Origin of the sequence: Blastomonas sp. (assembly GCF_046294995.1) — a bacterium.
In the GTDB taxonomy this organism is placed as follows: domain Bacteria; phylum Pseudomonadota; class Alphaproteobacteria; order Sphingomonadales; family Sphingomonadaceae; genus Blastomonas.
On record NZ_JBKBOG010000004.1, the window covers coordinates 124,245 to 150,930 of the forward strand.

At 65.6% G+C, this 26,686-nt stretch carries 24 protein-coding genes; 16 read left to right on the forward strand and 8 right to left on the reverse strand.

Features of this window, described 5'->3' with window-relative positions:
• Positions 1–62 precede the first annotated feature (62 nt).
• Positions 63–740, reverse strand: a complete 678-nt coding sequence (locus tag ACK4R0_RS07640) for a Crp/Fnr family transcriptional regulator (protein WP_409672619.1) — start codon at positions 738–740, stop codon at positions 63–65.
• 296 nt (positions 741–1,036) lie between these two features.
• On the opposite strand from ACK4R0_RS07640, the gene ACK4R0_RS07645 reads away from it, so the two are divergent.
• The 4 genes from ACK4R0_RS07645 (at position 1,037) to ACK4R0_RS07660 (ending at position 11,003) form a co-directional block, all read left to right on the forward strand.
• The gene (locus tag ACK4R0_RS07645; protein ID WP_409672621.1) at positions 1,037–2,398 is read left to right on the forward strand and encodes a multiheme c-type cytochrome; all 1,362 of its coding nucleotides are present in this window, start codon (positions 1,037–1,039) and stop codon (positions 2,396–2,398) included.
• Between the two features lie 96 nt (positions 2,399–2,494).
• On the forward strand, positions 2,495–4,474 hold the full coding sequence (locus tag ACK4R0_RS07650; protein ID WP_409672811.1) for a heme-binding protein: 1,980 nt from the start codon (positions 2,495–2,497) through the stop codon (positions 4,472–4,474).
• 300 nt (positions 4,475–4,774) lie between these two features.
• A complete protein-coding gene (locus ACK4R0_RS07655) occupies positions 4,775–6,691 on the forward strand; it encodes a hypothetical protein (protein WP_409672814.1) in 1,917 nt (638 codons plus the stop codon).
• Positions 6,692–6,764: 73 nt separating this feature from the next.
• Complete coding sequence (locus ACK4R0_RS07660; protein ID WP_409672817.1) at positions 6,765–11,003, forward strand: hypothetical protein; 4,239 nt, start codon at positions 6,765–6,767, stop codon at positions 11,001–11,003.
• Between the two features lie 25 nt (positions 11,004–11,028).
• Here ACK4R0_RS07660 and ACK4R0_RS07665 read toward each other — a convergent pair whose 3' ends face one another.
• Positions 11,029–11,361: a hypothetical protein gene (locus ACK4R0_RS07665; RefSeq protein WP_409672624.1), complete on the reverse strand. Its 333-nt coding sequence runs from the start codon at positions 11,359–11,361 to the stop codon at positions 11,029–11,031.
• A complete protein-coding gene (locus ACK4R0_RS07670) occupies positions 11,358–11,543 on the reverse strand; it encodes a hypothetical protein (protein WP_188513645.1) in 186 nt (61 codons plus the stop codon). Before ACK4R0_RS07670 ends, ACK4R0_RS07665 begins: the two co-directional genes overlap by 4 nt.
• Before the next feature lie 121 nt (positions 11,544–11,664).
• Here ACK4R0_RS07670 and ACK4R0_RS07675 point away from each other — a divergent pair, with 121 nt between their 5' ends.
• From ACK4R0_RS07675 to ACK4R0_RS07685, 3 genes are all read left to right on the forward strand, one after another.
• On the forward strand, positions 11,665–12,390 hold the full coding sequence (locus tag ACK4R0_RS07675; RefSeq protein ID WP_409672627.1) for a helix-turn-helix transcriptional regulator: 726 nt from the start codon (positions 11,665–11,667) through the stop codon (positions 12,388–12,390).
• A gap of 90 nt (positions 12,391–12,480) precedes the next feature.
• Complete coding sequence (locus tag ACK4R0_RS07680; RefSeq protein ID WP_409672630.1) at positions 12,481–13,200, forward strand: hypothetical protein; 720 nt, start codon at positions 12,481–12,483, stop codon at positions 13,198–13,200.
• A gap of 70 nt (positions 13,201–13,270) precedes the next feature.
• Positions 13,271–13,948 (forward strand): MBL fold metallo-hydrolase, encoded by a 678-nt coding sequence (locus ACK4R0_RS07685; RefSeq protein ID WP_409672633.1) that lies wholly within the window; start codon positions 13,271–13,273, stop codon positions 13,946–13,948.
• Positions 13,949–14,189: 241 nt separating this feature from the next.
• On the opposite strand, the gene ACK4R0_RS07690 is transcribed toward ACK4R0_RS07685, so the two are convergent.
• Complete coding sequence (locus ACK4R0_RS07690; protein WP_409672636.1) at positions 14,190–14,588, reverse strand: MAPEG family protein; 399 nt, start codon at positions 14,586–14,588, stop codon at positions 14,190–14,192.
• Positions 14,589–14,810: 222 nt separating this feature from the next.
• Here ACK4R0_RS07690 and rpmF point away from each other — a divergent pair, with 222 nt between their 5' ends.
• The 5 genes from rpmF (at position 14,811) to ACK4R0_RS07715 (ending at position 17,944) form a co-directional block, all read left to right on the forward strand.
• A complete protein-coding gene (gene rpmF, locus ACK4R0_RS07695) occupies positions 14,811–14,987 on the forward strand; it encodes a 50S ribosomal protein L32 (RefSeq protein WP_188513650.1) in 177 nt (58 codons plus the stop codon).
• A gap of 49 nt (positions 14,988–15,036) precedes the next feature.
• Positions 15,037–16,101: a phosphate acyltransferase PlsX gene (gene plsX / locus ACK4R0_RS07700; RefSeq protein ID WP_409672640.1), complete on the forward strand. Its 1,065-nt coding sequence runs from the start codon at positions 15,037–15,039 to the stop codon at positions 16,099–16,101.
• A complete protein-coding gene (locus ACK4R0_RS07705) occupies positions 16,098–17,090 on the forward strand; it encodes a beta-ketoacyl-ACP synthase III (RefSeq protein WP_409672643.1) in 993 nt (330 codons plus the stop codon). The genes plsX and ACK4R0_RS07705 overlap by 4 nt, the downstream gene beginning before the upstream one ends.
• A gap of 120 nt (positions 17,091–17,210) precedes the next feature.
• A complete protein-coding gene (locus ACK4R0_RS07710; protein ID WP_409672646.1) occupies positions 17,211–17,510 on the forward strand; it encodes an integration host factor subunit alpha in 300 nt (99 codons plus the stop codon).
• Positions 17,511–17,560: 50 nt separating this feature from the next.
• Positions 17,561–17,944 (forward strand): MerR family transcriptional regulator, encoded by a 384-nt coding sequence (locus ACK4R0_RS07715; RefSeq protein WP_409672649.1) that lies wholly within the window; start codon positions 17,561–17,563, stop codon positions 17,942–17,944.
• Between the two features lie 8 nt (positions 17,945–17,952).
• On the opposite strand, the gene ACK4R0_RS07720 is transcribed toward ACK4R0_RS07715, so the two are convergent.
• From ACK4R0_RS07720 to ACK4R0_RS07730, 3 genes are read right to left on the reverse strand one after another with little or no spacing between them, the layout of a single operon-like run.
• Entirely contained in the window at positions 17,953–18,477 is a 525-nt protein-coding gene (locus ACK4R0_RS07720; RefSeq protein WP_409672651.1) for an N-acetyltransferase family protein, read from the reverse strand.
• 10 nt (positions 18,478–18,487) lie between these two features.
• Positions 18,488–19,033 (reverse strand): SixA phosphatase family protein, encoded by a 546-nt coding sequence (locus ACK4R0_RS07725; protein WP_409672654.1) that lies wholly within the window; start codon positions 19,031–19,033, stop codon positions 18,488–18,490.
• Complete coding sequence (locus ACK4R0_RS07730; RefSeq protein WP_409672657.1) at positions 19,030–21,957, reverse strand: ATP-dependent DNA helicase; 2,928 nt, start codon at positions 21,955–21,957, stop codon at positions 19,030–19,032. Before ACK4R0_RS07730 ends, ACK4R0_RS07725 begins: the two co-directional genes overlap by 4 nt.
• 42 nt (positions 21,958–21,999) lie before the next feature.
• Here ACK4R0_RS07730 and ACK4R0_RS07735 point away from each other — a divergent pair, with 42 nt between their 5' ends.
• From ACK4R0_RS07735 to ACK4R0_RS07750, 4 genes are all read left to right on the forward strand, one after another.
• A complete protein-coding gene (locus tag ACK4R0_RS07735) occupies positions 22,000–23,583 on the forward strand; it encodes a lysine--tRNA ligase (protein WP_409672660.1) in 1,584 nt (527 codons plus the stop codon).
• A gap of 11 nt (positions 23,584–23,594) precedes the next feature.
• Complete coding sequence (locus tag ACK4R0_RS07740; protein WP_409672662.1) at positions 23,595–24,032, forward strand: hypothetical protein; 438 nt, start codon at positions 23,595–23,597, stop codon at positions 24,030–24,032.
• Entirely contained in the window at positions 24,029–25,009 is a 981-nt protein-coding gene (locus ACK4R0_RS07745; RefSeq protein WP_409672820.1) for a magnesium and cobalt transport protein CorA, read from the forward strand. Before ACK4R0_RS07740 ends, ACK4R0_RS07745 begins: the two co-directional genes overlap by 4 nt.
• Before the next feature lie 83 nt (positions 25,010–25,092).
• On the forward strand, positions 25,093–25,662 hold the full coding sequence (locus ACK4R0_RS07750) for a type 1 glutamine amidotransferase domain-containing protein (RefSeq protein WP_409672665.1): 570 nt from the start codon (positions 25,093–25,095) through the stop codon (positions 25,660–25,662).
• On the opposite strand, the gene ACK4R0_RS07755 is transcribed toward ACK4R0_RS07750, so the two are convergent.
• Positions 25,663–26,619, reverse strand: coding sequence for a fatty acid desaturase family protein (locus tag ACK4R0_RS07755; RefSeq protein ID WP_409672668.1), 957 nt, complete (start codon positions 26,617–26,619; stop codon positions 25,663–25,665). It lies immediately after the preceding gene.
• Positions 26,620–26,686 lie beyond the last annotated feature (67 nt).

Below are 26,686 nucleotides of genomic sequence, written 5' to 3' on the forward strand. Positions count from 1 at the left end.
GTGCAGAAGCGGGACCCCCGCGTGCGCGGGGGTGACGAAGATGCGTTACCTGAGGCGAACGCTCAATCCCCCGCCAGCGCGGCGTTGGCGGCGCGCAGCTTGCGGTCGAGCGCGCTGTTGATCTGGCGCTCGATCACCGTGCGCACTTCGGGGTGAAGGTCGAGATACTGGCGCAGCTTGGGCGCGGAAACGCACCAGAAGCGGCTGTCCGTGCTCAGCCGGACCGTTCCGGTCGCCGGCTGGCCGCTGAGTGCTGTCGCATCTCCGATCAGGTCGCCGCCGGTCACCGCGCCGACGGGATGACCGTGCAGCGTGATCTCGGCGGCGCCGTCGTGCAGATAGAACAGGTGGCTGATCGCTTCGCCCTCGTTGATCAGGATCTCGCCGCTGCGGCCTGTGATCCAGTTGCCCTGGTCCATCAGGTGGCGGGCACTGGCGCGCGTCATCTCACCTAGGAAGCTCGTCCGCAGCGCCTCTTCCTCGGAGGAAAAGCGCGAATTGCGCTCGGCCATCAGATAGCGGAACAGCATCGACGCGCCGATGACCAGCAACACGAAGAACCAGAAGGCGAGGCCCAGATCGTTGGCAAAGCCGAGCGCAAAGCCAAGCCCGGCAAGCGATGACAGCACGATGCCGACTCGCATCCACGGCATCGGCGGAGCGATCAGCGCAATCGCCAGGATCAGGAAGGCCAGATGGCCGAGCCAGGCACCGTCAGCAATACCAAGTCCAAGCGGCATGTCGTCAACTCCCCCAACCCGCGCCAAGCATGCCAAATGTGCTGCGCTGCGGCAAGCATGCCATGGCCGATCGGCGCGCACGACGCACAGCATATATTGCGGCCTGGATCGAAGGATTGCCTTGAAAGTGGCAGGCTAACCGGCGATAAGGTATTCCAAGAGAAGACTAAGGGGTCGCATCGTTAGTCTATCGGGGGCCGGTTCTGCTTGGGGCCGGGGGAAAAGCGACGATGCACATTGTTGGGCACATTTCAGGGCTCTGGGCGCTATCACGCGCCCGTAACATTCGGACTGCGGTGGCAGTTTTCGGAATCCTCGCGCTTGCCCTCGGCGCTTTCTTCATCGCCAGCCTTGCCGGTGCCGAGAGGCTCGAGGCCCAGGCTGCACGCGCGGCATCGGGCACCCATATGGGTGTCGGCAGCTGCGCCGGATCGACCTGCCATGGCCGCAACGAGGCCGATGGCGAGGTCGTCCGCCAGGACGAGCTTTGGCGCTGGCAGGAGGAATCGACGCCCGGCGGCGCGCATGCGCGCGCCTATCGCGTGCTGGGCGAGCCGCGCAGCCTGGCGATCGGCAAGAAATTGGGCATCGGCGATCCGCGCTCGGCCGCGATGTGCCTGGGGTGCCACTCGACACCCGCCGCCGCCAAGGGGCCGCGCTATCAGGTGAGCGACGGGGTGAGCTGCGAGGCGTGCCATGGCGCCGCATCGGGCTGGCTCGCCAGCCACTATGCCACCGGCACCAGCCACAGCCGCAACGTCGCGCAGGGCATGGTGCCGCTGGAAAATGCGCAGGCGCGCGCCGGGGTGTGCCTCGACTGCCATCTGGGCAGCGATGCGCCCGGACAGTTCGTCAACCACCGGATCATGGCGGCGGGGCATCCGCGGATCTCGTTCGAGGTCGACCTGTTCTCGACGCTGACCCAGCACCATGACGAAGACGCCGATTACCGCCAGCGCAAGGGCAAGACCAACTCGATGCGGATGTGGGCGGTGGGCCAGGCGATCGCGCTCGAGCGCTCGCTGAGCCTGTTCGGCAAGCCGGGGCTCGGCACCGAGGGCATGTTCCCCGAATTCTATTTCTTCGACTGCCACAGCTGCCACCGCCGGATCTATGACGAAGAGGATGCGCGTCCGGCAAAGCTTGGCAACCCCGGGCGTCCGATCCCCTCGGGCATGCCGCCGTACAATGACGAGAACATGATCATGCTCTCGGCAGCGGTGCGGATCGCAGCGCCAGACCTTGCCTCGCAATACGAGCAGAACGCGCGCGGCTTCCACGCCGCGATGGCGCAAGGGCGCGGGCCGGCGGTGGAGGCCGCCAACCGGCTGCGGCAGACCGCGATGACGCTCGCCGACCGCTTCAGCCGCAGCGATTTCACCCGCGCGCAGACCTTTGCGATCATGGAATCGATCGCCAGCGAAGCGATATCCCCGCGCTTTACCGATTACGAAGGCTCGGTGCAGGCGGTGATGGCGGTCGATACGCTGCTGAGCGGTCTGGTGACCCAGGGGCAGGTCTCGCCAGGATCGGCGACATCGCTGCGCGCCCAGATCAACCAGGCCTATGCCGCCGTGGCCGAGCCCAATTCCTACAAGCCGCTGGAATTCCGCCGGGCGCTGGGCGGGGCCGTGCGCACCATCCGGTCGCTGCAATAGTCCAGGTGGCAGGGAGATGATCACTATGGGACGTTTTGGCGGGATCAATTCGGTGACGTTGGGCCGGGTCGCATGCTGGCGGAGTGAGGCTGCATGATGCGCATTGGCAAGATGGCGACGTCGCTCGCCGCGATGGCGCTGGTGCTGACCTCGTGCGGCGGGGGCAACAGCAGCGGCACCACGCCCGCGCCGAGCCCGACACCGACGCCCAATCCCAGCCCGCCGCCCGCAGGCGGCAACTACACCGCACCCGCGCAGGAATCATTGAGCGTCGCCGAGGTGCAGACGATCATCGCGCAGGCGGTGGGCGAGGCGCAGCGGCGCAACCTGCCATCGGTGATCGCGGTGGTCGACCGTGTCGGCAACGTGCTCGGCGTGTTCCGGATGAACGGCGCGCGCGCGCAGGCGCGGACCAGCGCGATGACCGAGGCAGGGCTTAACAATCCGTTCGTCGATGCGCAGGGGCTCGATGTCCCCGCCGAGATGGCGGCGATCTCCAAGGCGGTGACCGGCGCGTATCTGTCGAGCGGCGGCAACGCGTTTTCCAGCCGCACCGCCAGCCAGATCGTCCAGCAGCATTTCCCGCCCGCACCTTCCACCCGCGGGCTTGAGAGCGGTCCGCTGTTCGGCGTGCAGTTCAGCCAGCTGCCGTGTTCGGACCTCAACGCGCGGTTCCAGTCAGGCGGCGGCAGCGCAGCGCTGATCGGGCCCAAGCGCGCACCTTTGGGCCTGGCCGCCGATCCCGGCGGGCTGCCGCTGTACAAGAACGGCGTGGTCGTGGGCGGCATCGGGGTGATGGGCGATGGCGATTACGGCTTCGATTCCAATATCCTCGATCGCGATATCGACCCCGAAGAAGCGATTGCCTTTGCCGGAACCCAAGGGTTCGCCGCTGCCGAGGCGATCCGCGCAGACCGTATCACCGTGGACGGCACGACCCTGCGGTTCAGCGATATCATCGCCAGCGACATCAGTCCGGTCACCGGCAATTTCGCCGCGATCAACGGCAGTGCCGGCAGCGTGATCGCGGTGCGGGGCTACAGCGCCGCTGGAATCATCGCCGGCACGCCCTACGGCACCGAGGCATCGGGCATCCGCGCGGCGCGGGCGGCAGAGTTCAACAATACCGATGCGTTCATCCTCACCGATGGCGCGGGCAATCCGCGCTTTCCGATCCGCGGCGGGACCGACGGTGTCAGCGTGTCGCAGCCGCTGACCGCAGCCGAGGTCCGCGCGATCCTCGAAGAGGCGTTCACCGTGATGACCCGCGCGCGCGGGCAGATCCGCCGCCCGCTCGACAGCCGGATGCAGGCATCAATCTCGGTCGTCGACACGCATGGCGAGGTGCTCGGCATCGTCCGTTCGCCCGATGCACCGATCTTCGGGATCGACGTGGCGCTGCAGAAGGCGCGCACCGCGATGTTCTTCTCGAGCGCGCAGGCAGCATCCAACCTGATGTCGGCCGGCGGCGGCGTTGCGCCGTTCGTCGCGGCGATGCGGACGTTCCTGGGCGACCCCAATGCGCTGACCGGCACCGTCGCTTATGGCAACCGCAGCGTCGGCAATCTGGCACGACCCTATTTCCCCGATGGCGAGCTCGGCCGCCCGCCCGGACCGCTCTCGCGCCCAATCGAGGATTTCAATCCGTTCGCGGTCGGCCTGCAGGTGCAGCTGGTGGCGGGCAACATCGTCCAGCATTCGCAGTTCGTCTCGGGCGCTTCGCCCACCGATACCGCGCAGCGCTGCACCGCCTTGCCCGATACGGTGCAGGGCCAGAACCGGCTGGAGAACGGCATCCAGATCTTCCCCGGCGCGGTTCCGATCTATCGTGGCAACACGATGATCGGCGGCATCGGGGTTTCGGGCGATGGCATCGATCAGGACGACATGATCAGCTTTCTGGGGCTGAACAATGGCGGCGCGCGGGTCGGCACCGTGGGCAACGCGCCCAAGGAGATGCGCGCCGACCGGGTGGTGGTGAACCTGGGCAACGCGCAGGTGCGCCTGCGCTATGTCAGCTGCCCGTTCGCGCCGTTCCTCGACACCAACACCCAGAACGTCTGCGAGGGTCTGTAAATGGCCGCATCGCTCGTCGCCTTGATCCCGATTTTGGCATTTGCCGGGACTGGCGCCGGGCATGGCACCGGTGCGCCGGACACGGCTGCGGGTCCGTACGCCGGATCGGTGCAGCAGACCGCGACCGTGGCGCTGGCGATGGCGGAGATGGGACGCAATCAGGCGCTGGCGCGCATTGCGCCTGCTGCCGAGGTCAAGGCCACGTCATCCGCCCGCCACAAGACGCGGGCGATCGCGCCGGCCCCCTATCGGATCAGCTCGCCGCTGCAGCTGTCCGATGGCGCGGCCCCTGCCTGGGCTATGGGCGACGAGGCGCTGTTGCTGACCGCCGAACAGGAGCTGCCTGCAGCTGGAGCGGCCCCGCCGCCACCCCCAGCCGCGCCTCCAGCCGCGCCTCCAGCCGCGCCCGAAGCCGGCGATCCCGATACCATTGACGCCGACGGCGCGCTGATCGACGACCGCCGCCGTCCGGGCGTGGGAAAGCAGCTGCCCGACCGGGTGACTCAGGACAATCTCGGCGCGGTGCGCGCGCCTGCGCCCGAGGCCTTCCCGACCGACGAGTTTCCGGTGCCCGATCGCTGGCGCATCGTCACATCGCTGTGCCCCACAAAGGGCGGCGATCAGTCGATCTACGGGCTCTATCCCAATCTTTCGAACGTTTGCCGCTCGAAGCTCGATCCCTATCACCAGAACGTGCTCAAGGGTGACCGGCCGCTGCCCGAAGGCAAGCGCCCCGGCTTCCTCAAGGGGGACGACTGGTTCTTCGTCGCCAACGTGATCTCGGACACCGTGGTCGAGCCGCGCAGCTTCCCGACCCCGGTGGGCGTGCAGACGACCGCACGGCCCGACAGCCTCGACGTGTTCGGGCGTGCGGATTCGCTGGTGCTGGCGCAGACGGTGATTGCAGGCGTCGCGCTGATCAAGGGCGAGACCACCTACAAGCCGCCCGCGATCGAATATCGGCTGACGCTGGCGGCGCAGGTCAACCATGTCGATGTCAACGAACGCCGCATCCTGTTCGTCGAGCCTTCCAAGCCGACGCAGCGCACCGACCATTTCGTCGGCATCCAGGAAGCGTTCATCGACTATCACCTCGGCCAGTACGATACCTCGCGCTATGATTTCATCTCGCTGCGCGCAGGCATCCAGCCGATGCAGGCCGATTTCCGCGGCTTCCTGTTCCAGGACAACCAGCTTGGCATCCGGCTGTTCGGCAACCGCGACAACAACCGCTTCCAGTTCAACCTCGGCGCGTTCTGGCGGCTGGAGAAGGATACCAATTCGGGCCTCAACAGCGTGGTCGATACGCCGCGCGACGACTGGGTGTTCTTCGCCAACGCCTATCGCCAGGATTTCCCGATCGTCGGGCTGACCAGCCAGGTTTCGGTCACCTACAACATGAACCGCGAAGGCGGCCGCGAATTCAAGATCGACGACAACGGTTTTCCGGTGCGCCCGGCGCTGCTCGGCGACCTGCGCAGCCGCGAATATGACGTGGTGTATCTGGGCTATGCGGTCGATGGCCGGATCGGCCGGATCAACATCACGGGCCAGGCCTATGGTGCGTTCGGCGAGGACCGCAACAGCTTCTTCACCAGCCGCAAGGCCGATATCCGCTCCTATTTCGGCGCGGCAGAGCTGAGCTACGACTATGACTGGGCGCGCTTTCGGCTGCAGGGTCTGTTCGCCAGCGGCGACGGCAACCCGTACAACGATACCGAGGCCGGGTTCGATGCGATCTTCGAGAACCCGATCTTTGCCGGCGCCGACACCAGCTACTGGATCCGTCAGGTCATCCCGTTTGCAGGCGGTGGCCGCGCGGTCGGGGTGAACGGCCGCAACGGCATTCTCAATTCGCTGCGCTCGTCCAAGGAACAGGGCCAGTCGAACTTCAACAACCCCGGCACCGTGCTGCTGGGTGCAGGCGCGGATTTCGATCTCAGCGCGACCACCCGGCTGTCGGCCAACGTCAACCATCTGTGGTTCCACAAGACCGACACGATCGAGGCGCTGCGTCAGGAGGGCACGGTGCCCAGCTCGATCGGCCTCGATGCCTCGGCGGCGCTGATCTGGCGGCCCCACGCCAACCAGAATCTCGTCTTCCGTCTTTCGGGCGCGGTGTTCGATCCATCCAAGGGTTTCCGCGATCTGTTCACCCAATCGGGCAAGTCAGACCTCTTTTATTCGGTGCTGTTCAATGCAATTCTGGCGTACTGACCGGGCGCGCGGAAACGCGCTGACTTTCAATTGGGGGGCCTTCAATGGGGGGGCCTTCAACTGGAAGCTGTTGCTGGCGAGCCTGCTGCTCGTCACCTTCGCTGCGCTGCCCGCTGATCAGCTGCTCGCCTCGGGCAAGGAGAAGGCGCAGAAGGTCAAGTACGTCTTCACCCTGCCCGCGCCTGCGAACCAGGAATGGCCCGAGGCCGATGCCAAGAGCGCAGGCTGCCAGAGCTGCCACACCGCGAGCGATCACAAGACCATGCACGCATCGCCCGCCGTCGTGCTGGGCTGCACCGATTGCCATGGCGGCGATGCCACCATCATGGGCGACAACGCCTGGGGCCGCGACAGCCTGCCTTATCAGGACGCGCTGATTAAGAGCCATGTGCTGCCCAAATATCCGGTGGCGTGGAACTGGCCGTCATCGGCCAACCCGCAGCGCTCGTACGCGCTGCTCGCCAAGGAGGCGCCCGAGTTCATCCGCTTCGTCAACCCGTCCGATTACCGCGTGGTGCGCGAATCGTGCGGCGCGTGCCATATCGAGATCATCGAGGCGTCCGAACGCTCGCTGATGGCGACAGGCGCGATGCTGTGGGGCGGGGCTGCGTACAATAACGGCATCGTGCCGTTCAAGAACTACATCTTCGGCGAAAGCTTCACCCGCGACGGCAAGCCCGCGATGATCAAGTCTGCCGCGACCGAGCCCGGCCAGGCGCACGGCACGGTGACCGATGCGGAAAAGGCGCGCGGCGCGCTGCCGGTGATGTACCCGCTGCCGACCTGGCACATCCTGCCGCCGGGCGACATCTTCCGCGTGTTCGAGCGCGGCGGACGCAACATCAACTCGCAGTTCCCCGAAATCGGCCTGCCGAACGTGGGCGGCATCATCCAGCGGCTCGAGGAGCCCGGCCGGCCCGATCTCAAGCAGTCGAACCGTGGCCCCGGCACCGGGCTGCGCGTTGCGGTGCCGGTGATCAACATCCACAAGACCCGGCTCAACGATCCGTTCCTGTGGCAGATGGGCACCAACGACCAGCCGGGCGATTATCGCGCATCGGGCTGCGCGGCGTGCCATGTCGTCTATGCCAACGACCGCGAGCCGCGGCATAGCCTGATCTATGCCAAATACGGCCGCGACGGGCAGACGATCACCGACGACCCGACGATCAACACGCTGACCGAGGGTCAGAAGCGTCCGGGCCGCTATGGCGACTATGACGCTGCCGAGCATCATGATGATCGTGGCAGTGGGCACGGCAGTGGTCACGGCGGTGATCATGGCACGACGCTGGCCGAAGGTGCCAGCGAGCACGGCGCTTCTCATGGCGACGGCGCGGCCCACACCAAAAAGGCTGCGTTCAAGGAAAAGGGCCACCCGCTCAAGCACGCCTTCACCCGCGCGATCCCGACCGCGCAGTGCATGAATTGCCACATGCACCAGCCCAACATCTTCCTGAACAGCTATCTCGGCTACACGATGTGGGATTATGAATCCGATGCGCCGCTGATGTGGCCCGGGCCCGAAAACCGCGCGCCGAAGCCCGAGGGCATGTCCGAGGAAGAGTATCAACGGGTCTACAAGCAGCAGCATTATCCGACATCGAAGGAAATGCGCGCGACGCTCGACCGCAACCCCGAGGGTGCGGCGACGCGCGGCCTGTGGTCGGACATCGAGTTCGTGCGCAACGTCTATGATCTCAACACCGAGGCTAGGGACACGCAGTTCGCCGATTATCACGGCCATGGCTGGAATTTCCGCGCGATCCTGAAGCGCGACCGCAAGGGCAATCTGCTCGATGCCGAGGGCAACATGGCGACCTGGGGCACCGACACCGCCAATATGGTTTCGCCCGACGATCCCGAGAAGTTCCGCAAGGCGGGCGAGGGCAAGTTCGTCCCCGTCGGCACCAATCCGGGCAAATCGGTCCACATGATGGACATCCATGCCGAGCTTGGCATGCAGTGCGTCGATTGCCACTTCAGCCAGGATGGCCACGGCAACGGTCTGATCTATGGCGAGGTCGCCAATGCGGTCGAGATCAGCTGCAAGGATTGCCACGGCACGCCCGATGCGTACCCGACATTGTTCACCTCGAACCTCGCCGCGCGGCCCAAGGGCAACAACCTCGCGCTGATCCGCAACCCCGATGGCCAGCGCCGGTTCGAATGGATGAAGGATGCGACCGGCAAGCGCGTCCTCCTACAGCGCTCGGTGCTCGACCCCGAGCTGTCGTGGCAGGTCAGCCTGGTCAAGGATGCGGTCGATCCCGCCAGCGCCGATTTCAACCCCAAGGCCGCGCGCTCGAAACTGATGGCCAAGCAGGGCGCGGACACCGGCAAGTACAGCTTCGGGCCGTCCGTCGCCAAGGCCGACCGCGCGCACGATACCGAGGAGATGGCGTGCTTCACCTGCCATCTGAGCTGGACGACATCGTGCGGTGGCTGCCATCTGCCGATCGAGGCCAACTGGAAGGCCAAGGTCCACAAATACGAGGAAGACGAGACGCGCAACTACGCGACCTACAACCCGCAGGTCGCGCGCGACGAGATGTTCCAGATCGGTCGCCACCAGACCAGCAAGGGCAACATCATAGCCCCGATCCGCTCGACCTCGGCGCTGATCCTGTCGTCGACCAACATCAACCGCGAGCGCATCTATGTGCAGCAGCCGCCGATCTCGGCGCCCGGCTTCTCATCCCAGGCGTTCGCGCCGCACTTCCCGCACACCGTGCGCAAGACCGAGACCAAGCAGTGCTCGGACTGCCACCTGAGCGAAGCCAACGACAACAATGCGGTGATGTCGCAATTGCTGCTGCTCGGCACCAACTTCGTCAACTTTGTGGGGTTGAACAGCTGGTTCGGGCTCGAAGGCGGCTTCGAGGCGGTGCGTGTCACCGAATGGGACGAACCGCAGGCGGTGATCGGATCGTATCTGCACCGCTACGCCTATCCGGATTACTACAAACTGCATGTCGAGCAGAACGGGCGCGAGCTCAGGAACTGGACGCGCGGCGCGAACTTCGACGCCAAGCTTTCGGGCGAAACCACCGGGCGCGAGGAGTTCGCCAATGTCGTGCAGGGCACCGCTGGCCGGGTGAACTGCCTGCAGAACCGCGGCGAGTACATGTTCGTTGCGGAAGGCAAGGGCGGTTTCCGCGCCTACGACATCGCCTCGATCGGCAACAAGGGCTTTTCCGAACGGATCATCCGCGCGCCGTTCTCGTCGCTGGGGCATGACACGCACGTGAAGACCACCAATGCGACCTGCATGGCGATCGCCACCACCCAGCCGATCGCGCCGACCCGCAACACGCCCGAAATGCGCGAGGCCAACCAGGAACAGGCGTTCCGCGCGGTCTATCACTACGCCTTCGTCACCGACAGCGTCGAAGGGCTGATCGCGGTCAATATCGACACGCTGGCCGATGGCGAGTTCCGCAACAACTTCTTCAAGCGGACGCTGACCTGGAACCCGGACAATGTGCTGAAAGGTGCGCGCCACATCACGCTGGCGGGCGACTTTGCCTATATCACCGCCGATGCCGGACTCGTCGTGGTCCGGCTGGCCGATCCGCCGCCCGCGAATGCGCCGCGCGATTTCGATCATAGCAAGCTCAACCCGCAACTGATGGCGGTGCTGCCGCTCAACGATGCACGCGCGAGCGCGGTACAGTTCCGCTATCTGTGGGTGACCGATGCAGAAGGGATCAAGCTGTTCGACATCACCCGGCTCGAAGCGCCCGTTGCGGTTCCATCGGGCACGGTGCGGCTCGCCGATGCGCGCAAGCTCTATCTCGCGCGGACCTTCGCCTATGTCGCGGCCAAGCAGGACGGGCTGGTGATCATCGATATGACCAACCCTGAGGCGCCGCGCGAGTACATGCGCTACAACGCCGGTGGCCAGCTCACCGATGCGGAGGACGTGATCGTCGGATCGACCAACGCGACATTATTTGCCTATGTCGCCGATGGTCGCAACGGGATGAAGGTGCTGCAGCTGACATCGCCATCGAGCCAGCCCAATTTCTACGGCTTCTCACCCGATCCAAGGCCCGATCTGATCGCCTGGACCAGAACGCCGACCCCGGCGATCGCGGTGGCCAAGGGACTCGATCGCGATCGCGGGGTCGATGAATCGGGCGGGCAGATGGCGATCTTCGGACGGCTGGGCTCGCGGCCGTTCACCCGGTCTGAAATGGAAAAGCTGTTTCTCAACGCGAGCGGCAAGCCCTACAAGGTCAGCGATACCGTTACGATGGCCGACTGGCTCGGCCCGCACCCGGCAATGCTGGCGGCCAAAGGGAATTAGGCTGGGGCGGTAAGGGCGCGGCGGTTCAGTCCGCCTCGACCGTCAGCGCCTCGATGATCAGCGTCACTGCGGGGGTGCCCTCATCGCGGCGGTGGGTTTCGGCAACGGCGATGTCGGCGACCAGATGGCCAGCCATCGTGAACTCATGCTCGGGTAGGATGCGGGTGAGCCAGTGCGCGGTGGTCACCGCCTGCCCGCCCTCGAACCGCAGCCGTATCACATGGCGCATTCCGGTGAACGTCGCGCTCGCCCAGGTGGTGCCGCGATGCTCCTCGAGCGCGGCATCGCCCCTGGCCAGCGACAGCACCGCGCGGATCAGCGCGGTGGCGGGGTCGTGGCGGATTTTCTGCTGGATCATGCCTGCTCCTGGCGATAGATGTTCATGAAATGTTCCACCCGCTGCCTGAGCGCCTCGCGCGGTTCACGGCCGTTGCGCAGGTCGTCGACCAGACGCGGGTCGCCTGCTGCCATCCGACCGAAGCGGGTGCGCGCCATCCCGGTTTCGCGCAGGAAGATTTCGATAAGGCGCAGCAGCGGCATTGTGCATTCTCCTTTCGGCCTGCGGGGCAGGGCCCAATCACGGTAGGATTATTCCTATAGGTGATTCGCATGGTGTAGGAAATATCCTTGAAGCGGAAATTTCCTGTGCTATATATCCGTTATGGAGACAGACGACGTTCGCCAGACACTGGAGGCGCTGATCGCGGCGCGCGGGCTGAGCTTTGCCGGCGTGTCGCAGCTGCTCGGCAAGAACCCGTCCTACGTCCAGCAGTTTCTCCGCCGGGGCAGCCCCAAACGTCTCGACGAGCGCGACCGGCGGCTGCTGGCGCAATTCTTCGGCGTGTCCGAACAGCAGCTTGGCGCACCCGCAGACACCGCACCGCCGCCGCCGCGTCGTATCCCGGGGCCACACCACCAAACGTCGCAGCGGCACACCCCGCAACGATCATCCAGCGCACGCGGCCTGCCATCGCGGATGCGGCTGATCCCGCGCCTGGCCGTCGGCGCATCGGCGGGGGCAGGGGCCTTGCCCGATCACGAAGCCCCGCTCGCCGAGATCGCGTTCGACGAGGCCTGGCTGCGGCGGCTTGGCGCTGGATCGGACGCGGTGACGATGATCCAGGTCGAGGGCGATTCGATGGCGCCGACGCTCAGCGATGGTGACGACATCCTCGTGGCGATGCCGACCGACGGCCCGGCGCGTCGCCGCGATGGCATCCACGTGCTGCGCATGGACGACGCGCTGATCGTCAAACGGCTGGCGTTCCGGCCCGATGGGCGGTTGTCGGTGACGTCGGACAACACGCTCTACCCGAGCTACCCGGATGTCGCACCGGACAGCGTGCATGTCGTGGGGCGAGTCATTTGGGCGGGACGCCGGGTGTGAAATCCGGTGAATGTCACAGTTCTGTCATGGTGAATGTCTAGCTACCGGCCGCGTGGGGGCCTGACACATCAATGATCGAGCCAATTGCCCATGTTCAAGACCTCCATAGCCCTTCTTTGCGCCGCGCTCGCAGGAGCCCCCGCGCTGGCCTCGTCCACGTCCACTTCGGCGCCGGTGATTCCCGAGCCGCTGGTGTTCGATATGGTCCGGTCGCTGGGCGCCGAAAAGGGCGAGCTGGAAGCCAACGTTCTCGCCCTGGCGCCGCTGTCGGGGCAGCCTCACGTGATTTCCTGGGCCCCGGAAGTCGAATATGCCTTTGCGCGCGGCCATGCGATCGAGTTCGAACTGCCGTTTGAAAACGGCAGCCTCGCCGAATTCAAGCTGGGCCTGCAGGGGACGTTCGGAACGCTCAACAACGGCCGGGCGATCCATGGCTGGCAGTATCTGGGCGTCTATGACCGGCACGACAATCGCGTTTACAACACGCTGCTCTACATCATCGGGCAACGGTTCGACGAGCGCTGGAGCGCCTTGTCGACGATCGGCTTCGGCGAGATCAGCCCGGGGTTTTCGAGCGACAAGGATGCGCTGCTGATCAACCATTCGACCTTTTACGACGTCAATGAGCGCTCGGTCGCCGGGGTGGAGATGAACGTGCGCAGCGGCGGCAAGCGCTCGCTGCGGGTGACGCCGCAATGGCACCAGAAGCTCAGCCCCCACACCAGTCTGCAATTCGGGCTCGGCGTGCACAAGGCACGCTTCGACGTTGCCCGGCCCGAGGCCGCCGCGCGGCTGATCAAGGAGTTTTGAAGCACGGGGGGCCGGAGAGCGGCCATGCTGTGGCTTGCACACCCCCGCCATCCTTGCCACATAGCCTTGCATGACCGACGCCCCCACCAACCCCGCACAGCCACCCCTTCGCGCCGCGATCATTCCGGTGACGCCGCTGCAGCAGAACTGCACGTTGATGTGGTGCACCGAGACGATGAAGGGGGCGTTGGTCGATCCGGGTGGGGATCTGCACAAGCTCAAGGATGCGGTGGCGCAGACAGGCGTCACGCTGGAAAAGCTGCTGGTGACGCACGGCCATATCGACCATTGCGGCGAGGCCGGCACGCTGGCCAAGGAGCTTGGCCTCACGATCGAAGGCCCGCACGAGGAGGACCGCTTCTGGATTTCGCGGCTCGACGATGATGGCCGCAATTACGGGATCGCGGGCGCAGTGTTCGAGCCCGACCGCTGGCTCGAGGATGGCGACACCGTCACCGTCGGCAATCTGGTGCTCGATGTCATCCACTGCCCGGGGCACACGCCGGGGCACATCGTCTTCCACCACGCGCCGTCGAAGCTGGCGATCGTCGGCGACGTGATCTTCCAGGGATCGATCGGCCGCACCGATTTTCCGCGCGGCAACCACCAGGACCTGATCGATTCGATCACCCAGAAGCTCTGGCCGCTGGGCAACGAGACGGTGTTCGTTCCGGGGCACGGACCGACGAGCAATTTCGGCTTCGAACGGCAGAGGAACGGGTTCGTTGCCGATCACCTGCTGGCTTGAGGTATTCGCGCTGCTAAAAGGCCCTCCCCCTCGATGGGGGAGGGTTGGGTGGGGGTGATCTCTCCGGATTGCAGAGGCTCAAGAGGCCGCGCAGTCAGCATCCCGCCGCACCATCACCCTCACCGCTGCGACTAGGTGGCAAAGCCACCAAGTCTCGCTGCCTCTCCCATCAAGGGAGAGGCCAATCAAGGAGCCTCTCCCATCAAGGGAGAGGCGAAGATCTAAGCGGGAGGGGAGAAGATCAAGCCACCGGCAGCACGCTCGCGACGTACACCGCATAGCCCGACAGGCCGAGCAGGGTCAGCATCGTCACGATGATGCCGAGTGTCCGGCCGATCTGGAGCGTGCCGCCGTCCATGCCCAGGCCATGCGCGATGCGGCCCAGCATGTACACCACGCCAACCACCCACATCCATTGCGCGGCATAGCCAGAGGCTTCGAGGCCCGCGATCAGGATCAGGACGAACGGGGTGAACTCGACGAAATTGGAGTGTGCGCGCATGCGGCGGATGACGAACTCGTTGCCGCCGTCGCCCACGCTCACCTTCTGGCTGTTGCGCACCTGGCCGATACGGATGGCGAGCCAGATGTTGATCAATCCGGCGGCGGCGGCCATGGTCAGTGTCAGCGGCAGGCTCATGCAAGTTTTCCCTCAGGTGCGAAGCCGCTTGAAGCAGCGGCGAATTCTGACGCGGACCTAGCGTGACAATGCTTGCAACGCACGAGATTTTCGCTATAGCCCCGCCTTCGCACGCGAATGGGCTTTGTTGCTCCACCGGCGGGTTGTGCATAGCGCATCCGCTGCGGAAAACATGGCATTATCGCATTGATAGACAAGCAATTAAGGTAAGCAGATCCTGCCATGGCTGTTCCTAAAAGAAAAACCTCACCCTCCAAGCGCGGCATGCGCCGCAGCCACGATTCGCTGACCGTCGATGCGTTCAGCGAATGCTCGAACTGTGGTGAACTGAAGCGTCCGCACCATGTCTGCGTCGCGTGTGGCCATTACAACGGCCGCGAGGTGCTTGCAGTCGCCTGATCCAGATCAGACGGCCATTGCACTTTTTCAGGGGGATTAACCGGTGCCAATGAAGCCGCGGATCGCGATTGATGCGATGGGCGGTGATGAAGGCGTGCGTGTCATGCTGGCTGGCGCTGCCGAGGCGCGCCACCGCCATGACCGGTTCACCTTCTTGCTGGTCGGCGACGAGACGCAGATCAAGGCGGGGCTGGACAAGCACCCCAATCTGCGCGCCGCGTCCGAAGTCCTGCACACCGATGAAGTCGTTCGCGGCGAGGACAAGCCCAGCCAGGCGCTGCGCAAGTCCAAGAACTCGTCGATGGGGCTTGCCATCCAGGCGGTCAAATCGGGCGAGGCTGGCGCTGCGGTCAGCGCAGGGAACACCGGCGCGCTGATGGCGATGGCAAAGCTGGCGCTGCGCACGATGCCGGGGATCGACCGGCCCGCGCTCGCCGCATTGCTGCCCACGCTCGAAGACACCGATCTGGTGATGCTCGACCTTGGCGCCAACACCGAATGCGACGCGCGCAACCTGGTGCAGTTCGCGGTGATGGGCGCTGTCTACTCGCAGATCATCTTCGGCTTCGACAAGCCGCGCACCCGGTTGCTCAACATCGGCACCGAAGAATCGAAGGGCACCGAGGCGCTGCGCGATGCCGCTGCAGCATTGCGGGCTGCCACCGACCTGCCGATGGATTTCCAGGGCTTTACCGAAGCCGACAAATTGTCGCGCGGCGATGTCGATGTCGTCGTGACCGATGGGTTTTCGGGCAACATCGCATTGAAGTCGCTCGAGGGCACCGCGCGCTTCGTTACCGACCTGCTCAAGCGCAGCTTCCAGTCCTCGCTCCGCTCCAAGATCGGTTTCCTGATCTCGCGCCCGGCGACCGACCTGCTGCGACACCATCTCGATCCCAACAACCACAATGGCGCGGTTTTCCTCGGTCTCAACGGCGTGGTCATCAAGAGCCATGGTTCGGCGAGCGTCAAGGGCGTCGCCAACGCGGTCGAGGTCGCCGCGCGGCTGGTCGAGGACAACATCACCCAGCGGATCGGCGATGTGCTCAAGGACTTCGACACCAGCGCGATTGCCAGCAACAGCACCAACGGATTGGGCGAATCACCCAAATGACGGATCACACCCCGGCCAAACGCAGTGTCATCCTGGGCACCGGATCGTGCCTGCCTGCGCGCTGCGTGTCCAATGCCGAACTGGCCAAGACCGTCGACACCAGCGACGAGTGGATCACCGAACGCACGGGCATCAAGTTCCGCTATCTTGCCGGACCCGACGAGACGACATCGACGCTGGCGATCGGGGCGGCCCGCGCTGCGCTCGACGCTGCCGGACTGCAGGGCTCTGACATCGACCTGATCGTGCTGGCCACGGCGACGCCCGATCACACCTTCCCCGCCACCGCGACCAAGGTCCAGGCGGCGATCGGCATGGTGGGCGGTATCGCGTTCGATGTCGCAGCGGTGTGTTCGGGCTTTCTCTATGCGCTGAGCGTCGCCGACAGCATGCTGCGCACCGGCATGGCACGCCGCGCGCTGGTGATCGGCGCGGAAACCTTCAGCCGCATTCTCGACTGGGAAGACCGCGGCACCTGCGTGCTGTTCGGCGATGGCGCGGGCGCGGTGGTGCTGGGGCTGGAAACCGCCGCCGAGGGCGATGCGGCCCCGCGCGGCATCCTGGCGACGCAACTCCATTCCGATGGCCGCCACCATGATCTGCTCTATGTCGATGGCGGACCGTCAACCACCGGCACGGTCGGCAAGGTGCGGATGCGCGGGCGCGAGGTGTTCCGCCACGCGGTCGTCAATCTGGCCGAGGTGATGGAGCAGGTGATGGTGCCATTGGGCCTGACCAGCGCCGATGTCGACTGGGTGGTGCCGCACCAGGCCAACGCCCGCATTCTCGATGCGACCGCGCGCAAGCTGGGTCTGCCGCCGGAAAAGGTCGTGGTGACGGTGGACCGGCACGCCAACACGTCGGCGGCATCAGTGCCGTTGGCGCTGGACACCGCCGTGCGCGATGGACGGATCAAGCGCGGCGATCTTCTGGTGCTGGAAGCGATGGGCGGCGGGCTCACCTGGGGCGCGGCGGTCGTTCGATATTAACATCGCGAACATTTTTGCCCCAATTGCTTCAAATTGCATCACTTTCAAGATCGGCTGGTTTGCCATGCATCGTAAAGTAGGTTAATCTTCAAAGCTCTTGAGGGTGAGGGAGACTGCCACATGCGATCCGTTGGAACTTTGACGCGCGCTGACCTGGCAGATACCATCAACAACCAGATCGGACTGTCGCGTGCGGATGCCGCGCAGATGGTGGAATCGGTGCTCGACCACATGGCCGATGCGCTCGAGCGCGGCGAGAACGTCAAGATTTCGGGCTTCGGCACGTTCCTGCTGCGCGACAAGGGCGAACGTGTCGGTCGCAACCCCAAGACCGGGGTCGAGGTTCCGATCACCCCCCGCCGCGTCCTGACCTTTCGTGCCAGCCAGATCATGAAAGAACGGATCATGGCCGGTGATTGATGCGTTACGTCTGTATGATGCCTTTCAAACCCCTCGCAGCGCGCTGACCCATGGCTGATACTCCGACCGGCTCACCCTCCGGCAAGGCCGATGGCGCGATGCGCACGATCGGTGAGGTTTCCGCCGAACTCGGCGTAAAGCCCCATATCCTGCGCTATTGGGAGGCGCAGTTCGATGTGCTCAAGCCGTTGAAGCGCGCGGGCGGGCGGCGTTACTATCGACCGCAGGATGTCGCGATGCTGCGCCGGATCGATCAGTTGCTCAACAAAGAGGGCTTTACCGTGCGCGGCGCCCGCCAGCTCCTTGGGGCGCAGACGCCGGATGCGGCGGTCGGGCAAGAAGCGCCATCTGCCGCGCCGACTTCATCTGCCGTCGATCACGCCGCATTGCGTGCGATCCGCGACAAGCTCGCTGCTGCGCTCGCGGCGGCCTGAGCCGGACGTCACCTCAGCGGTTTGCGTAGGATCCAGTCGGTGAACGGCACGTCGCCGGTCATGAACTGCTGCTGCCCGACCTTCTCGAAGCCGAACCGCGCATAGAAGCGCTGTGCATCGAGGTTGTTGGTGTAGACGCACAGATACAAGGACGGTGCGCCGCGTGCGCGCGCCTCGGCAATCACCGCTTCCATCAGCCTGCGCCCCATGCCTGCACTCTGCCAGCCGGGCAGCGTGTAGATACGCTTGAGTTCGAGCGCGCCGCCATCGGGCGGGATGTCGATTTCGGGCGGGCACAGCATCGCATAGCCGAGCGGCGCGCCCAGCGGGGTTTCGATCAGCCAGAAGGCGTAATCGGGCCTGGCCAGCCAGTCGGCGTAACGCTGCGGCCCGTGTTCGTGCGCGCAGTGATCGACCAGCGCCTGGCCGGGGTGGTCCGAGGCGAAAGCGGTGAGGAAGGTCGCCGCGCCCAGCAAGGCGAGCTTCGGCGCGTCCTCGGGTACGGCCCGCCGCAGGATCGTTTCAACCGTCATCCGCGCTCGATCAGTCGTCGTCGACCGGGCCGAGGTCAGGGTCCAGATCGCGCGGACGGGTGACCTCGACGAGCCTTGCCGAGCGGTTGTCCAGATCGGCCCAGCGATCAATCGCGATCTCCATCACCGCGATCGCGGCAGTGGGGAACTTCTCCTCGACGACATCGCGCAGCGGGCTCGACCCATCGTCTGCGACCAGATCGAACACCAGATCCTCGAGCCCCGGATTGTGGCCGACCATCAGCACATGCGCGGCGGTATCGGGAACGCTGCGCAGCACGTCGATCAGCGTGACCGACGAGGCGAGATAGATGCGCCGGTCCCAATCGGGGTTCAGCCTATGGCCGAACGCGGTTTCGAAATGATCGATCGTCTCGGTGACGCGCACGGCAGGCGAGGCGACGACGGCGTCGAACACCATCTTCTTTTCCGCGGCATAATAACCCATCGCCTTGGCGCCCTTGAGACCGCGCGCGTTCAACGGGCGGTCGAAATCGCGCAAGCTTCGGTCGAGCCAGTCGGATTTGGCATGCCGCAGCAAGGTCAGCTTTTTCATCGCACCTCTCCCCCGGATCCCGTCACGGGATCGATTCGCGCGCCTGGCAATGCGTCCGCAGAAACGCCAGATCGCACCGCTTGTAAAGCGTCGGCAAGCGTACACCTGCGCACCGGGGTTCCGGGCGGGAATGCGCTGAGCAGCCGCGAGGGGAAGGCCGACGACAGCATCACGAACCGCCCGCGATCGTCGGCGCGGCGGATCAGCCTGCCGAACGCCTGTGCCAGACGGGCGCGGATGATCATGTCGTCATATTTGGTGCCGCCACCTGCGGCGCGGCGCGCGCGATGCAGAATGCTCGGCTTGGGCCAGGGCACGCCCTCCATGACCACCAGCCGCAGCGAATGACCGGGCACATCGACACCATCGCGCAAGGAATCGGTGCCGAGCAGCGAGGCGCGGGGATCGTCGCGGAAGATATCGACGAGCGTGCCGGTTTCCATCGGGTCGACGTGCTGCGCATACAGCGGCAGCCCCGATTGCGCGAGCCGGTCGGCGATACGCCCGTGGACGCTGCGCAGCCGCCGGATCGCGGTAAACAGCCCGAGCGCGCCGCCGCCCGCTGCCTCGATCAGCCGCCCGTACGCGCCCGCGAGCCCCGCCATGTCGCCGCGCTTGACGTCGGTGACGATCAGCACCTCTGCCTGGCGCGCGTAATCGAACGGGCTGCGCGCGGCGAACATCTCTGGCGGCTTTTCCAGATGCACCGCGCCTGTGCGGGTGAGGGCAGGGGCCCAGTCCTCGCCCGCCTTGAGCGTGGCTGATGTGACCAATACCCCGTGCGAGGGCTTGATCACCGCTTCGGCGAGCGGCTTGCCCGGATCGAGCCAGCGCCGGTGCAGCCCCATGTCGTATTCGCGACCCTCGAAGCGGTCGAGCGCCAGCCAGTCGACGAAATCGGGATCGGCAGGCCCGCCGATCCGTCCGAGCAAGGACGCCCAGGCGGCGAGCAGGTCGATCCGCCAGCCGAGCGACGCCAATGCGCCCTCGATCCGCGCGCGCGCCGGGCCATCGAGCCAGTCGGGCCCGTCCTCGATCAGCGCCTCGAGTCGTTTGCCGAGCGCCACCATTGGATTGTGCAAGGCATCGATCGCGCGCGCGGCATCGCTGGCGGCGGCGATCAGCGGCCCGTCGAGTTCGGCAAGCTCGGTCTCGAGGCCATAGCCCGCGTCCTCGCCGCCGCTTTCGTCGCGCGCATAGACTGTGCCACGGATCGCGGCGAGCAACTGTTCGATCTCGCCCGAGGCCGCGCCCTCGCGGATGCGCGCCAGCCAGCCTTCGCCGGGCAGCGCCTCGGCGGCGATCCGCGCCGCCTCGATCGCGCGGCCGCCGAGTTCGTCGTACGAGGCGACGTCGGACAGCCGCGCGGCAAGCCCGCGCCGGCGTCCGCGCGATTTGCCCTCCGGCCCCATCACCCAGCGGCGCATCTCGACGGTTTCCTGGCCGGTCAGCGCGACCGCGAACATCGAGTCGGCGGCATCGTGCAGGTGATGGCCTTCGTCGAAGATGATCCGCGTCGGGCGGCCCTGCTGTTCACGCGCGCGCGCCGCGTTGACCATCACCAGCGCGTGGTTGGCGATGACGAGGTCGGCGTTCTGGCTTGAGCGGGTGGCGTGCTCGATGAAGCATTTGCGATAGTGCGGACAGCCGGCATAGACGCACTCGCCGCGCCGGTCGGTCAGTGCAGTGACCCCCGCACGGCGGAACAGCGTGATCAGCCAGCCGGGCAGATCGCCGCCGATCATGTCGCCATCGCGGCTGTACGCAGCCCAGCGCGCCACGAGTTGCGCCAGCACCGCCGCGCGGCCCTGGAAACCGCCCTGCAGCGCGTCTTCGAGGTTGAGCAGGCACAGGTAATTCTCGCGGCCCTTGCGGATGACGACACTTTTGCGGAAACTGGCCTCGTTGCCGTAGATCCGCTCGGTCTCGCGCGACAGCTGGCGTTGCAGCGCCTTGGTGTAGGTCGATATCCACACCGTGCCGCCGGTTGCCTGCGACCAGAGAGACGCCGGCGCGAGATAACCCAGGGTCTTGCCGATGCCGGTGCCGGCTTCTGCCAGCAGCATGTGCGGCTCGGATTTGCGCTCGCGCGGGGCGAAGATGTGCGTCGCGGTGCGCGCGAACCGGCGCTGGCCTTCGCGGCGTTCGGCGCCGGTGCCGGTCAGCGCCTCGAGCTGCGCTTCGACTGCGTCTTCGCTCAAGCTCACCTGCCGGGGCTGCGGGCGGGGCGGCTGCTCTTCCCATTCGGGCAGGCGGCTGAACAGCCAGCGTTCGGCTTTCTCGGGCATTTTCAGATGCCGGGACGCGGCACCTGCCCAAGGCCAGCGCAGCTTGGCGAGCGCTTGAAGCGAGGACCACGCGCCTTCGCGCTGCGGCCAGGCGGGGTCCTCGAGTGTCGCGAACAGCGCCGATGCGGCGGCGTGGAGCAGGCCAGGGATGGCGGAGTCGGGGATGTCTGAAGCCCTCTCCCCTTCAGGGGAGAGGGTTGGGAGAGGGGGATGCAACTCCAGGGTTGGCGACGGGGGGGGGGGGGGCGCGCGCGCCCCGCCCCGCCGCGCGGCGGGGTCGGGGGGGGGGGGGGGGTGGGGGGGATGCAACTCCAGGGTTGGCGACTCCCCCTCTCCCCAACCCTCTCCCCTGAAGGGGAGAGGGAGCTTTAACGCCCGTGCCAGCCCCATCGGCGTCGGCACCATGAACTGCGCGGGATGCACGAACGCGAACAGCTCGAGCAGGTCGAGCCCCGAGAGCTCTGGATAGCCCAGCCGCTGCGCCACCAAGGGCGCGTTGAGCATGATCAGCGGGGTCTCGGCCGCGCGGCCGATCGCCTCGCCCTTCGAGATGCGCGTTGCAGGCTTGCCGGGAGCAGCGAACCAGATCGCGCTATGGCTTGCATGCAGGGCTGGAAAGTTTAGGGAAGCGGACATTACGCCCCTTATGGCGGCATCGGAACGAAAAGGAAACAAGAGGTGAGCGCGTATCGCGATGCAGCACTGCGGTCCAAGGCATGGCCATTCGAGGAAGCGCGCAAGCTGATCAAGCGCTATCGCGACGGCAAGCCCGAGAGCCAGGGCCCGGTGCTGTTCGAGACCGGCTATGGTCCTTCGGGCCTGCCGCATATCGGCACGTTCCAGGAGGTGTTCCGCACCACGCTCGTTCGCCGCGCTTACGAGACGCTGACAGGTGGCGCGCCGACGCGGCTGGTGGCGTTCAGCGACGACATGGACGGGCTGCGCAAGGTCCCCGACAACGTGCCCAACCCCGAGATGCTGCGCGCGCACCTCGGCAAGCCGCTCACCGAAATCCCCGATCCGTTCGGCAAGTTCGAAAGCTTTGCGCACCACAACAACGCGATGCTGCGCGCGTTTCTCGACCAGTTCGGGTTCGACTACGAGTTCGTCTCGTCGACCGAGCGCTATCGCGGCGGGCATTTTGACGACGCCTTGCGCGGGGTGCTGCGCAACTATCAGGCGATCCTCGACATCATGCTGCCGACCTTGCGGGCCGAGCGCGCCGCGACCTATTCGCCGGTGATGCCGATCAGTGCCAAGTCGGGCGTGGTGCTGCAGGTGCCGGTCGAGGTGGTCGATGCCGAAGCCGGGATCGTGCGCTTTGTCGATGAGGGCGAGACCATCGAGCAATCGATCCTGGGCGGGGCTGCCAAGCTGCAGTGGAAGGTCGACTGGGCGATGCGCTGGGTCGCCCTCGGCGTTGACTATGAAATGTACGGCAAGGACCTGACCGACAGCGGCGTGCAATCGGGCAAGATTGCGCGCGTGCTCGGCGGACAGAAGCCCGAGGGCATGATCTACGAGATGTTCCTCGACGAAAAGGGCGAGAAGATCTCCAAGTCCAAGGGCAACGGCCTGTCGATCGACGAGTGGCTGCGCTATGGCAGCGAGAACAGCCTGGCGTTCTATATCTATCGCGAGCCCAAGGCGGCCAAGCAGCTCAGCCTTGCGGTGGTGCCGCGCGCGGTCGACGAATACTTCCAGTTCCGCGACAGCTGGCACAATCAGGATGCCGACAAGCGCCTGGGCAATCCTGCGCACCACATCCATGCAGGCGAGGTGCCCGAAGGCAGCCCACCGGTCAGCTTTGGCCTGCTGCTCAATGTCGTCAGCCTGCCGGGGATGGACGACAAGGACCTCGTCTGGGGCTTCGTCCAGAAGTACGCGCCGGGCGTGTCGCCGCAAACGCATCCCGAGCTCGACAGCCTGATCGACAACGCGGTGAACTATGGCCGCGATTTCGTCGCGCCGACGCTCAAGCGCCGCGCGCCGGCGGGAGCGGAGGTCGATGCGCTCAAGACGCTCGATGCCGAGCTTGCCGCGCTGCCCGAAGACGCCACCGCCGAGGACATCCAGAACATCGTCTATGCCATCGGCAAGGACGAGGCGTACGGCTTCGGCAACTTGCGCGACTGGTTCAAGGCGCTGTACGAGACGCTGCTGGGCTCCGAGCAGGGACCGCGGATGGGCAGCTTCATCGCGCTGTACGGCATCGCCAACACCCGCAAGCTGATCGCGCAGGCACTGGATCCGGTTGCATAGGGGGGCACGACATGAAGGCGATGATTGCGGGCACGGCGCTGGCCGCGCTGGCCACAGGGTCCTTGGCACAGGCCCAATTCCCGGCCCAGCCGGAGACCGGATCGCTGGCCCAGCCGCCATTTGCCGGACCCAACCGACCGGTAATGCTCAAGGTCGATGACGGTCTGGACCCGTGCGCCCTGGGGGTCATCACGGGGGCTGGCGAAGGGGCGGTGATGGTGTTTCCCGCCGTTGATTCCTCGCCGGACGCCATCGACTTTCTCTCCGATGGCGAGCAGGTGTGGGTGTGCGACAGCGATGACGCCAGCGAGACGCTGGGCATCGTCTATAGCCGCGACCCCGATGTCGATTGCGGTGTCGGCTCGCCGGTGAGCGCAGACAAGCTTTACACCGGCCCGTGCAAAACCGGCTGGATCAGCGCCCGATGGGTGAAGGTCATCGCCGGATGACCGTCATCGCCGCGCGCCTCTATCGCGATGGCGAGCGGGTGCGCGATATCGATCTGACCCAGCCGCTGCCCGCGCTCGAAGACCCGGCGGAGCTGTTGTGGATCGGCCTGCACGAACCGACCGCAGCCGAGCTGATGCCGATCCAGTCGCAACTGGGGTTGCATCCGCTCGCGGTGGAAGACGCGCTCGACCGGCGACACCTGCCCAAGATCGAGCCTTATGGCGAGCATCTGTTTGCGGTTGCGCGCACCGTCCATCTCGACGAGAGCGACAGCAACACCGCGATCACCTATGGCAATACCGCGATCTTCATGGGTCGGCAGTTCATCGTCACGGTGCGGCATGGCTCGCTGCGCGACCACAGCCCGGTGCGCAAGCAGCTTGAGGCGACGCCACGCCTGCTCAAGCGCGGATCGGATTTCGTGCTGCACGCGATCCTCGATTTCATCGTCGATGGCTATCTGCATGTCATCGATACGCTGGAAGACCGCGTGCTATCGATGGAAGACCGCGCGCTCGACGCGTTTCTCGACCGGGAGGAAACCGCGCAGCTGTTCTCGCTGCGGCGCGACCTGTTCCGGTTGCAGCGGGTGCTCAGCCCGATGCAGGATGTCGCCAATCGCTGCATGCATCTGGAGCTGCCGCAGATCGATACCGACGTTCATCCCTATTTCCGCGACCTGCACGACCATGTCCGCCGCGCCGATTACCGCGTCGCGGGGCTGCGCGACACGCTGACATCGGTGATCGAGACCAGCGGCCTGCTCGAGCAGCAACGCCAGGGCGCGATCACCCGCCAGCTGGCGGCGTGGGCGGCGATCCTGGCGGTGCCGACGGCGATCGCAGGCATCTACGGGATGAACTTCGACATCATGCCTGAACTGCGTTGGCGTTATGGCTATTTCGCCGTCGTCGGCGTGATGGCGATGATCTGCCTGTTGCTCTACATCCGCTTCAAACGGGCCAAATGGCTTTAGCGCGCGACCGGCAACCGGGCGCAGGGAACGCGGCGGGGGCATGATCCGTAGGGGTTGCATACCCCCAAAAACGGAGAACCCCCATGTCGCTTCCCGATCTTACCGGTCGCAATATCTGCATCCTGGCCACCCATGGCTTCGAGCAGTCCGAACTGATCAAGCCGCGCGATGCGCTGCGCGATGCCGGAGCCACCGTCCATGTCGTCTCGCCCGAAAGCGGAGAAATCCGCGGCTGGCAGGGCGATGACTGGGGCGAGAGCGTCTCGGTCGATGCGCCGCTCGATGGCGCGAAGGCGGCCGATTACGACGCGCTCGTGCTTCCCGGCGGGCAGATCAACCCCGACCTGCTGCGCGCCGATGAGACCGCTATGGCGCTGATCAAGGATTTCGCCGACGCCGGCAAGCCGATCGCCGCGGTCTGCCATGCGCCGTGGCTGCTGATCGAGGCAGGCCTTGCCAAGGGCAAGACGATGACCTGCTACACCTCGATCCGCACCGACCTCAAGAACGCCGGTGCCAATGTCGTCGATCAGGAGGTCGCGATCGACGGCAACCTGATCACCAGCCGCAATCCCGACGATCTGCCCGCGTTCAATGCGGCGATCGCGATGGCGGTCAAGTCCGCTGCCGACGCGAAGGCCGAAACCGTCTGATCACTGCGTGGGTGCGGCAGGTGAGGGACTGATCACCTGCCGCATGACATCTGCATAGCCTCGCGCGATCGTCATGCGGCCCGCATGGCCGCCCTCGATCAGCATCCGGTGCGCGCGCGGCAAGTTGTAGCACGGCACCCCCATGAACAGATGGTGCTCGCTGTGGAAGTTCACCCAATATGGCGCCACCGTCGCGCGTTCCAGCAGGTTCGCATAGGTCGTGCGCGCATGGGTGAACGGATCCTCGCTGCCCGTCGCGGTGCAGGCGTGTTCGGCGATGTTGCGGATGCGCAGGTACAGCTGGAAAGTGGTCGCCAGCGCGATCAGCCAGACCAGATACGGCAGCGCGCCGAGCCCGCTCGCGAATGACAGCGCCAGCAACACGATCTGCGCGGCAAAGAACCGCAGCATGACCTTGCCGACGAACAAATTCTGTTCTTTCGCGCCGGGCCCGAAGCCCTTCAACGCCATCATCACCTGCGCGCTGCGCTGCTTGAAGAAGGTCTGCCCGGTGAGGTCACGAAACACTTTGCGCAGCATGCTGGCGCGGGTGGTGGGGAACGGCGCGGACAGCGAAAGATCGGGGTCTTCGGCCTGCTGCGTATAGCGATGATGCGTCAGGTGATAGGTGCGATAGGCGTGCATGTCGGTGCCCATCGGCACACCGGTGATCCACTGGCCGACCCAGTTGTTGATCCGCCGATCGGGATGCATCAGGCCGTGCGCCGCCTCGTGCATCAGGATGGCGAGGCCCAGCTGCCGTCCGCCGATCAGGATGATCGCGATGATCCATGCCCACCACGTGCCGAGATACGCTGCCCCCCAAGCAAGCGCGAAGATCATCGCCCAGCCATGCGCAACCAGCGCGAGTCCTTTCCAGCGCGACACGGTGGTGAGCTCGCGAAACGTGTCGCGACCGAATATCTGCGAAGGGTTGGCGGCCTTGACCAGCGCCATGGGCATACTCCCCTGATGCGTTCTCGCTTTACGTTCGCGTCAGTTTAACAGGGTTGCCGACGACGCG

Coding starts and splice junctions, on each gene's coding strand:
- ACK4R0_RS07640 (WP_409672619.1), bottom strand. CDS start 740: ATGCCGCTTGGACTTGGTATTGCTGACGGTGCCTGGCTCGGCCATCTG.
- ACK4R0_RS07650 (WP_409672811.1), top strand. CDS start 2,495: ATGCGCATTGGCAAGATGGCGACGTCGCTCGCCGCGATGGCGCTGGTG.
- ACK4R0_RS07655 (WP_409672814.1), top strand. CDS start 4,775: ATGGGCGACGAGGCGCTGTTGCTGACCGCCGAACAGGAGCTGCCTGCA.
- ACK4R0_RS07665 (WP_409672624.1), bottom strand. CDS start 11,361: ATGATCCAGCAGAAAATCCGCCACGACCCCGCCACCGCGCTGATCCGC.
- ACK4R0_RS07670 (WP_188513645.1), bottom strand. CDS start 11,543: ATGCCGCTGCTGCGCCTTATCGAAATCTTCCTGCGCGAAACCGGGATG.
- ACK4R0_RS07675 (WP_409672627.1), top strand. CDS start 11,665: ATGGAGACAGACGACGTTCGCCAGACACTGGAGGCGCTGATCGCGGCG.
- ACK4R0_RS07680 (WP_409672630.1), top strand. CDS start 12,481: ATGTTCAAGACCTCCATAGCCCTTCTTTGCGCCGCGCTCGCAGGAGCC.
- ACK4R0_RS07685 (WP_409672633.1), top strand. CDS start 13,271: ATGACCGACGCCCCCACCAACCCCGCACAGCCACCCCTTCGCGCCGCG.
- ACK4R0_RS07690 (WP_409672636.1), bottom strand. CDS start 14,588: ATGAGCCTGCCGCTGACACTGACCATGGCCGCCGCCGCCGGATTGATC.
- rpmF (WP_188513650.1), top strand. CDS start 14,811: ATGGCTGTTCCTAAAAGAAAAACCTCACCCTCCAAGCGCGGCATGCGC.
- plsX (WP_409672640.1), top strand. CDS start 15,037: ATGAAGCCGCGGATCGCGATTGATGCGATGGGCGGTGATGAAGGCGTG.
- ACK4R0_RS07705 (WP_409672643.1), top strand. CDS start 16,098: ATGACGGATCACACCCCGGCCAAACGCAGTGTCATCCTGGGCACCGGA.
- ACK4R0_RS07710 (WP_409672646.1), top strand. CDS start 17,211: ATGCGATCCGTTGGAACTTTGACGCGCGCTGACCTGGCAGATACCATC.
- ACK4R0_RS07715 (WP_409672649.1), top strand. CDS start 17,561: ATGGCTGATACTCCGACCGGCTCACCCTCCGGCAAGGCCGATGGCGCG.
- ACK4R0_RS07720 (WP_409672651.1), bottom strand. CDS start 18,477: ATGACGGTTGAAACGATCCTGCGGCGGGCCGTACCCGAGGACGCGCCG.
- ACK4R0_RS07725 (WP_409672654.1), bottom strand. CDS start 19,033: ATGAAAAAGCTGACCTTGCTGCGGCATGCCAAATCCGACTGGCTCGAC.
- ACK4R0_RS07730 (WP_409672657.1), bottom strand. CDS start 21,957: ATGTCCGCTTCCCTAAACTTTCCAGCCCTGCATGCAAGCCATAGCGCG.
- ACK4R0_RS07740 (WP_409672662.1), top strand. CDS start 23,595: ATGAAGGCGATGATTGCGGGCACGGCGCTGGCCGCGCTGGCCACAGGG.
- ACK4R0_RS07745 (WP_409672820.1), top strand. CDS start 24,029: ATGACCGTCATCGCCGCGCGCCTCTATCGCGATGGCGAGCGGGTGCGC.
- ACK4R0_RS07750 (WP_409672665.1), top strand. CDS start 25,093: ATGTCGCTTCCCGATCTTACCGGTCGCAATATCTGCATCCTGGCCACC.
- ACK4R0_RS07755 (WP_409672668.1), bottom strand. CDS start 26,619: ATGGCGCTGGTCAAGGCCGCCAACCCTTCGCAGATATTCGGTCGCGAC.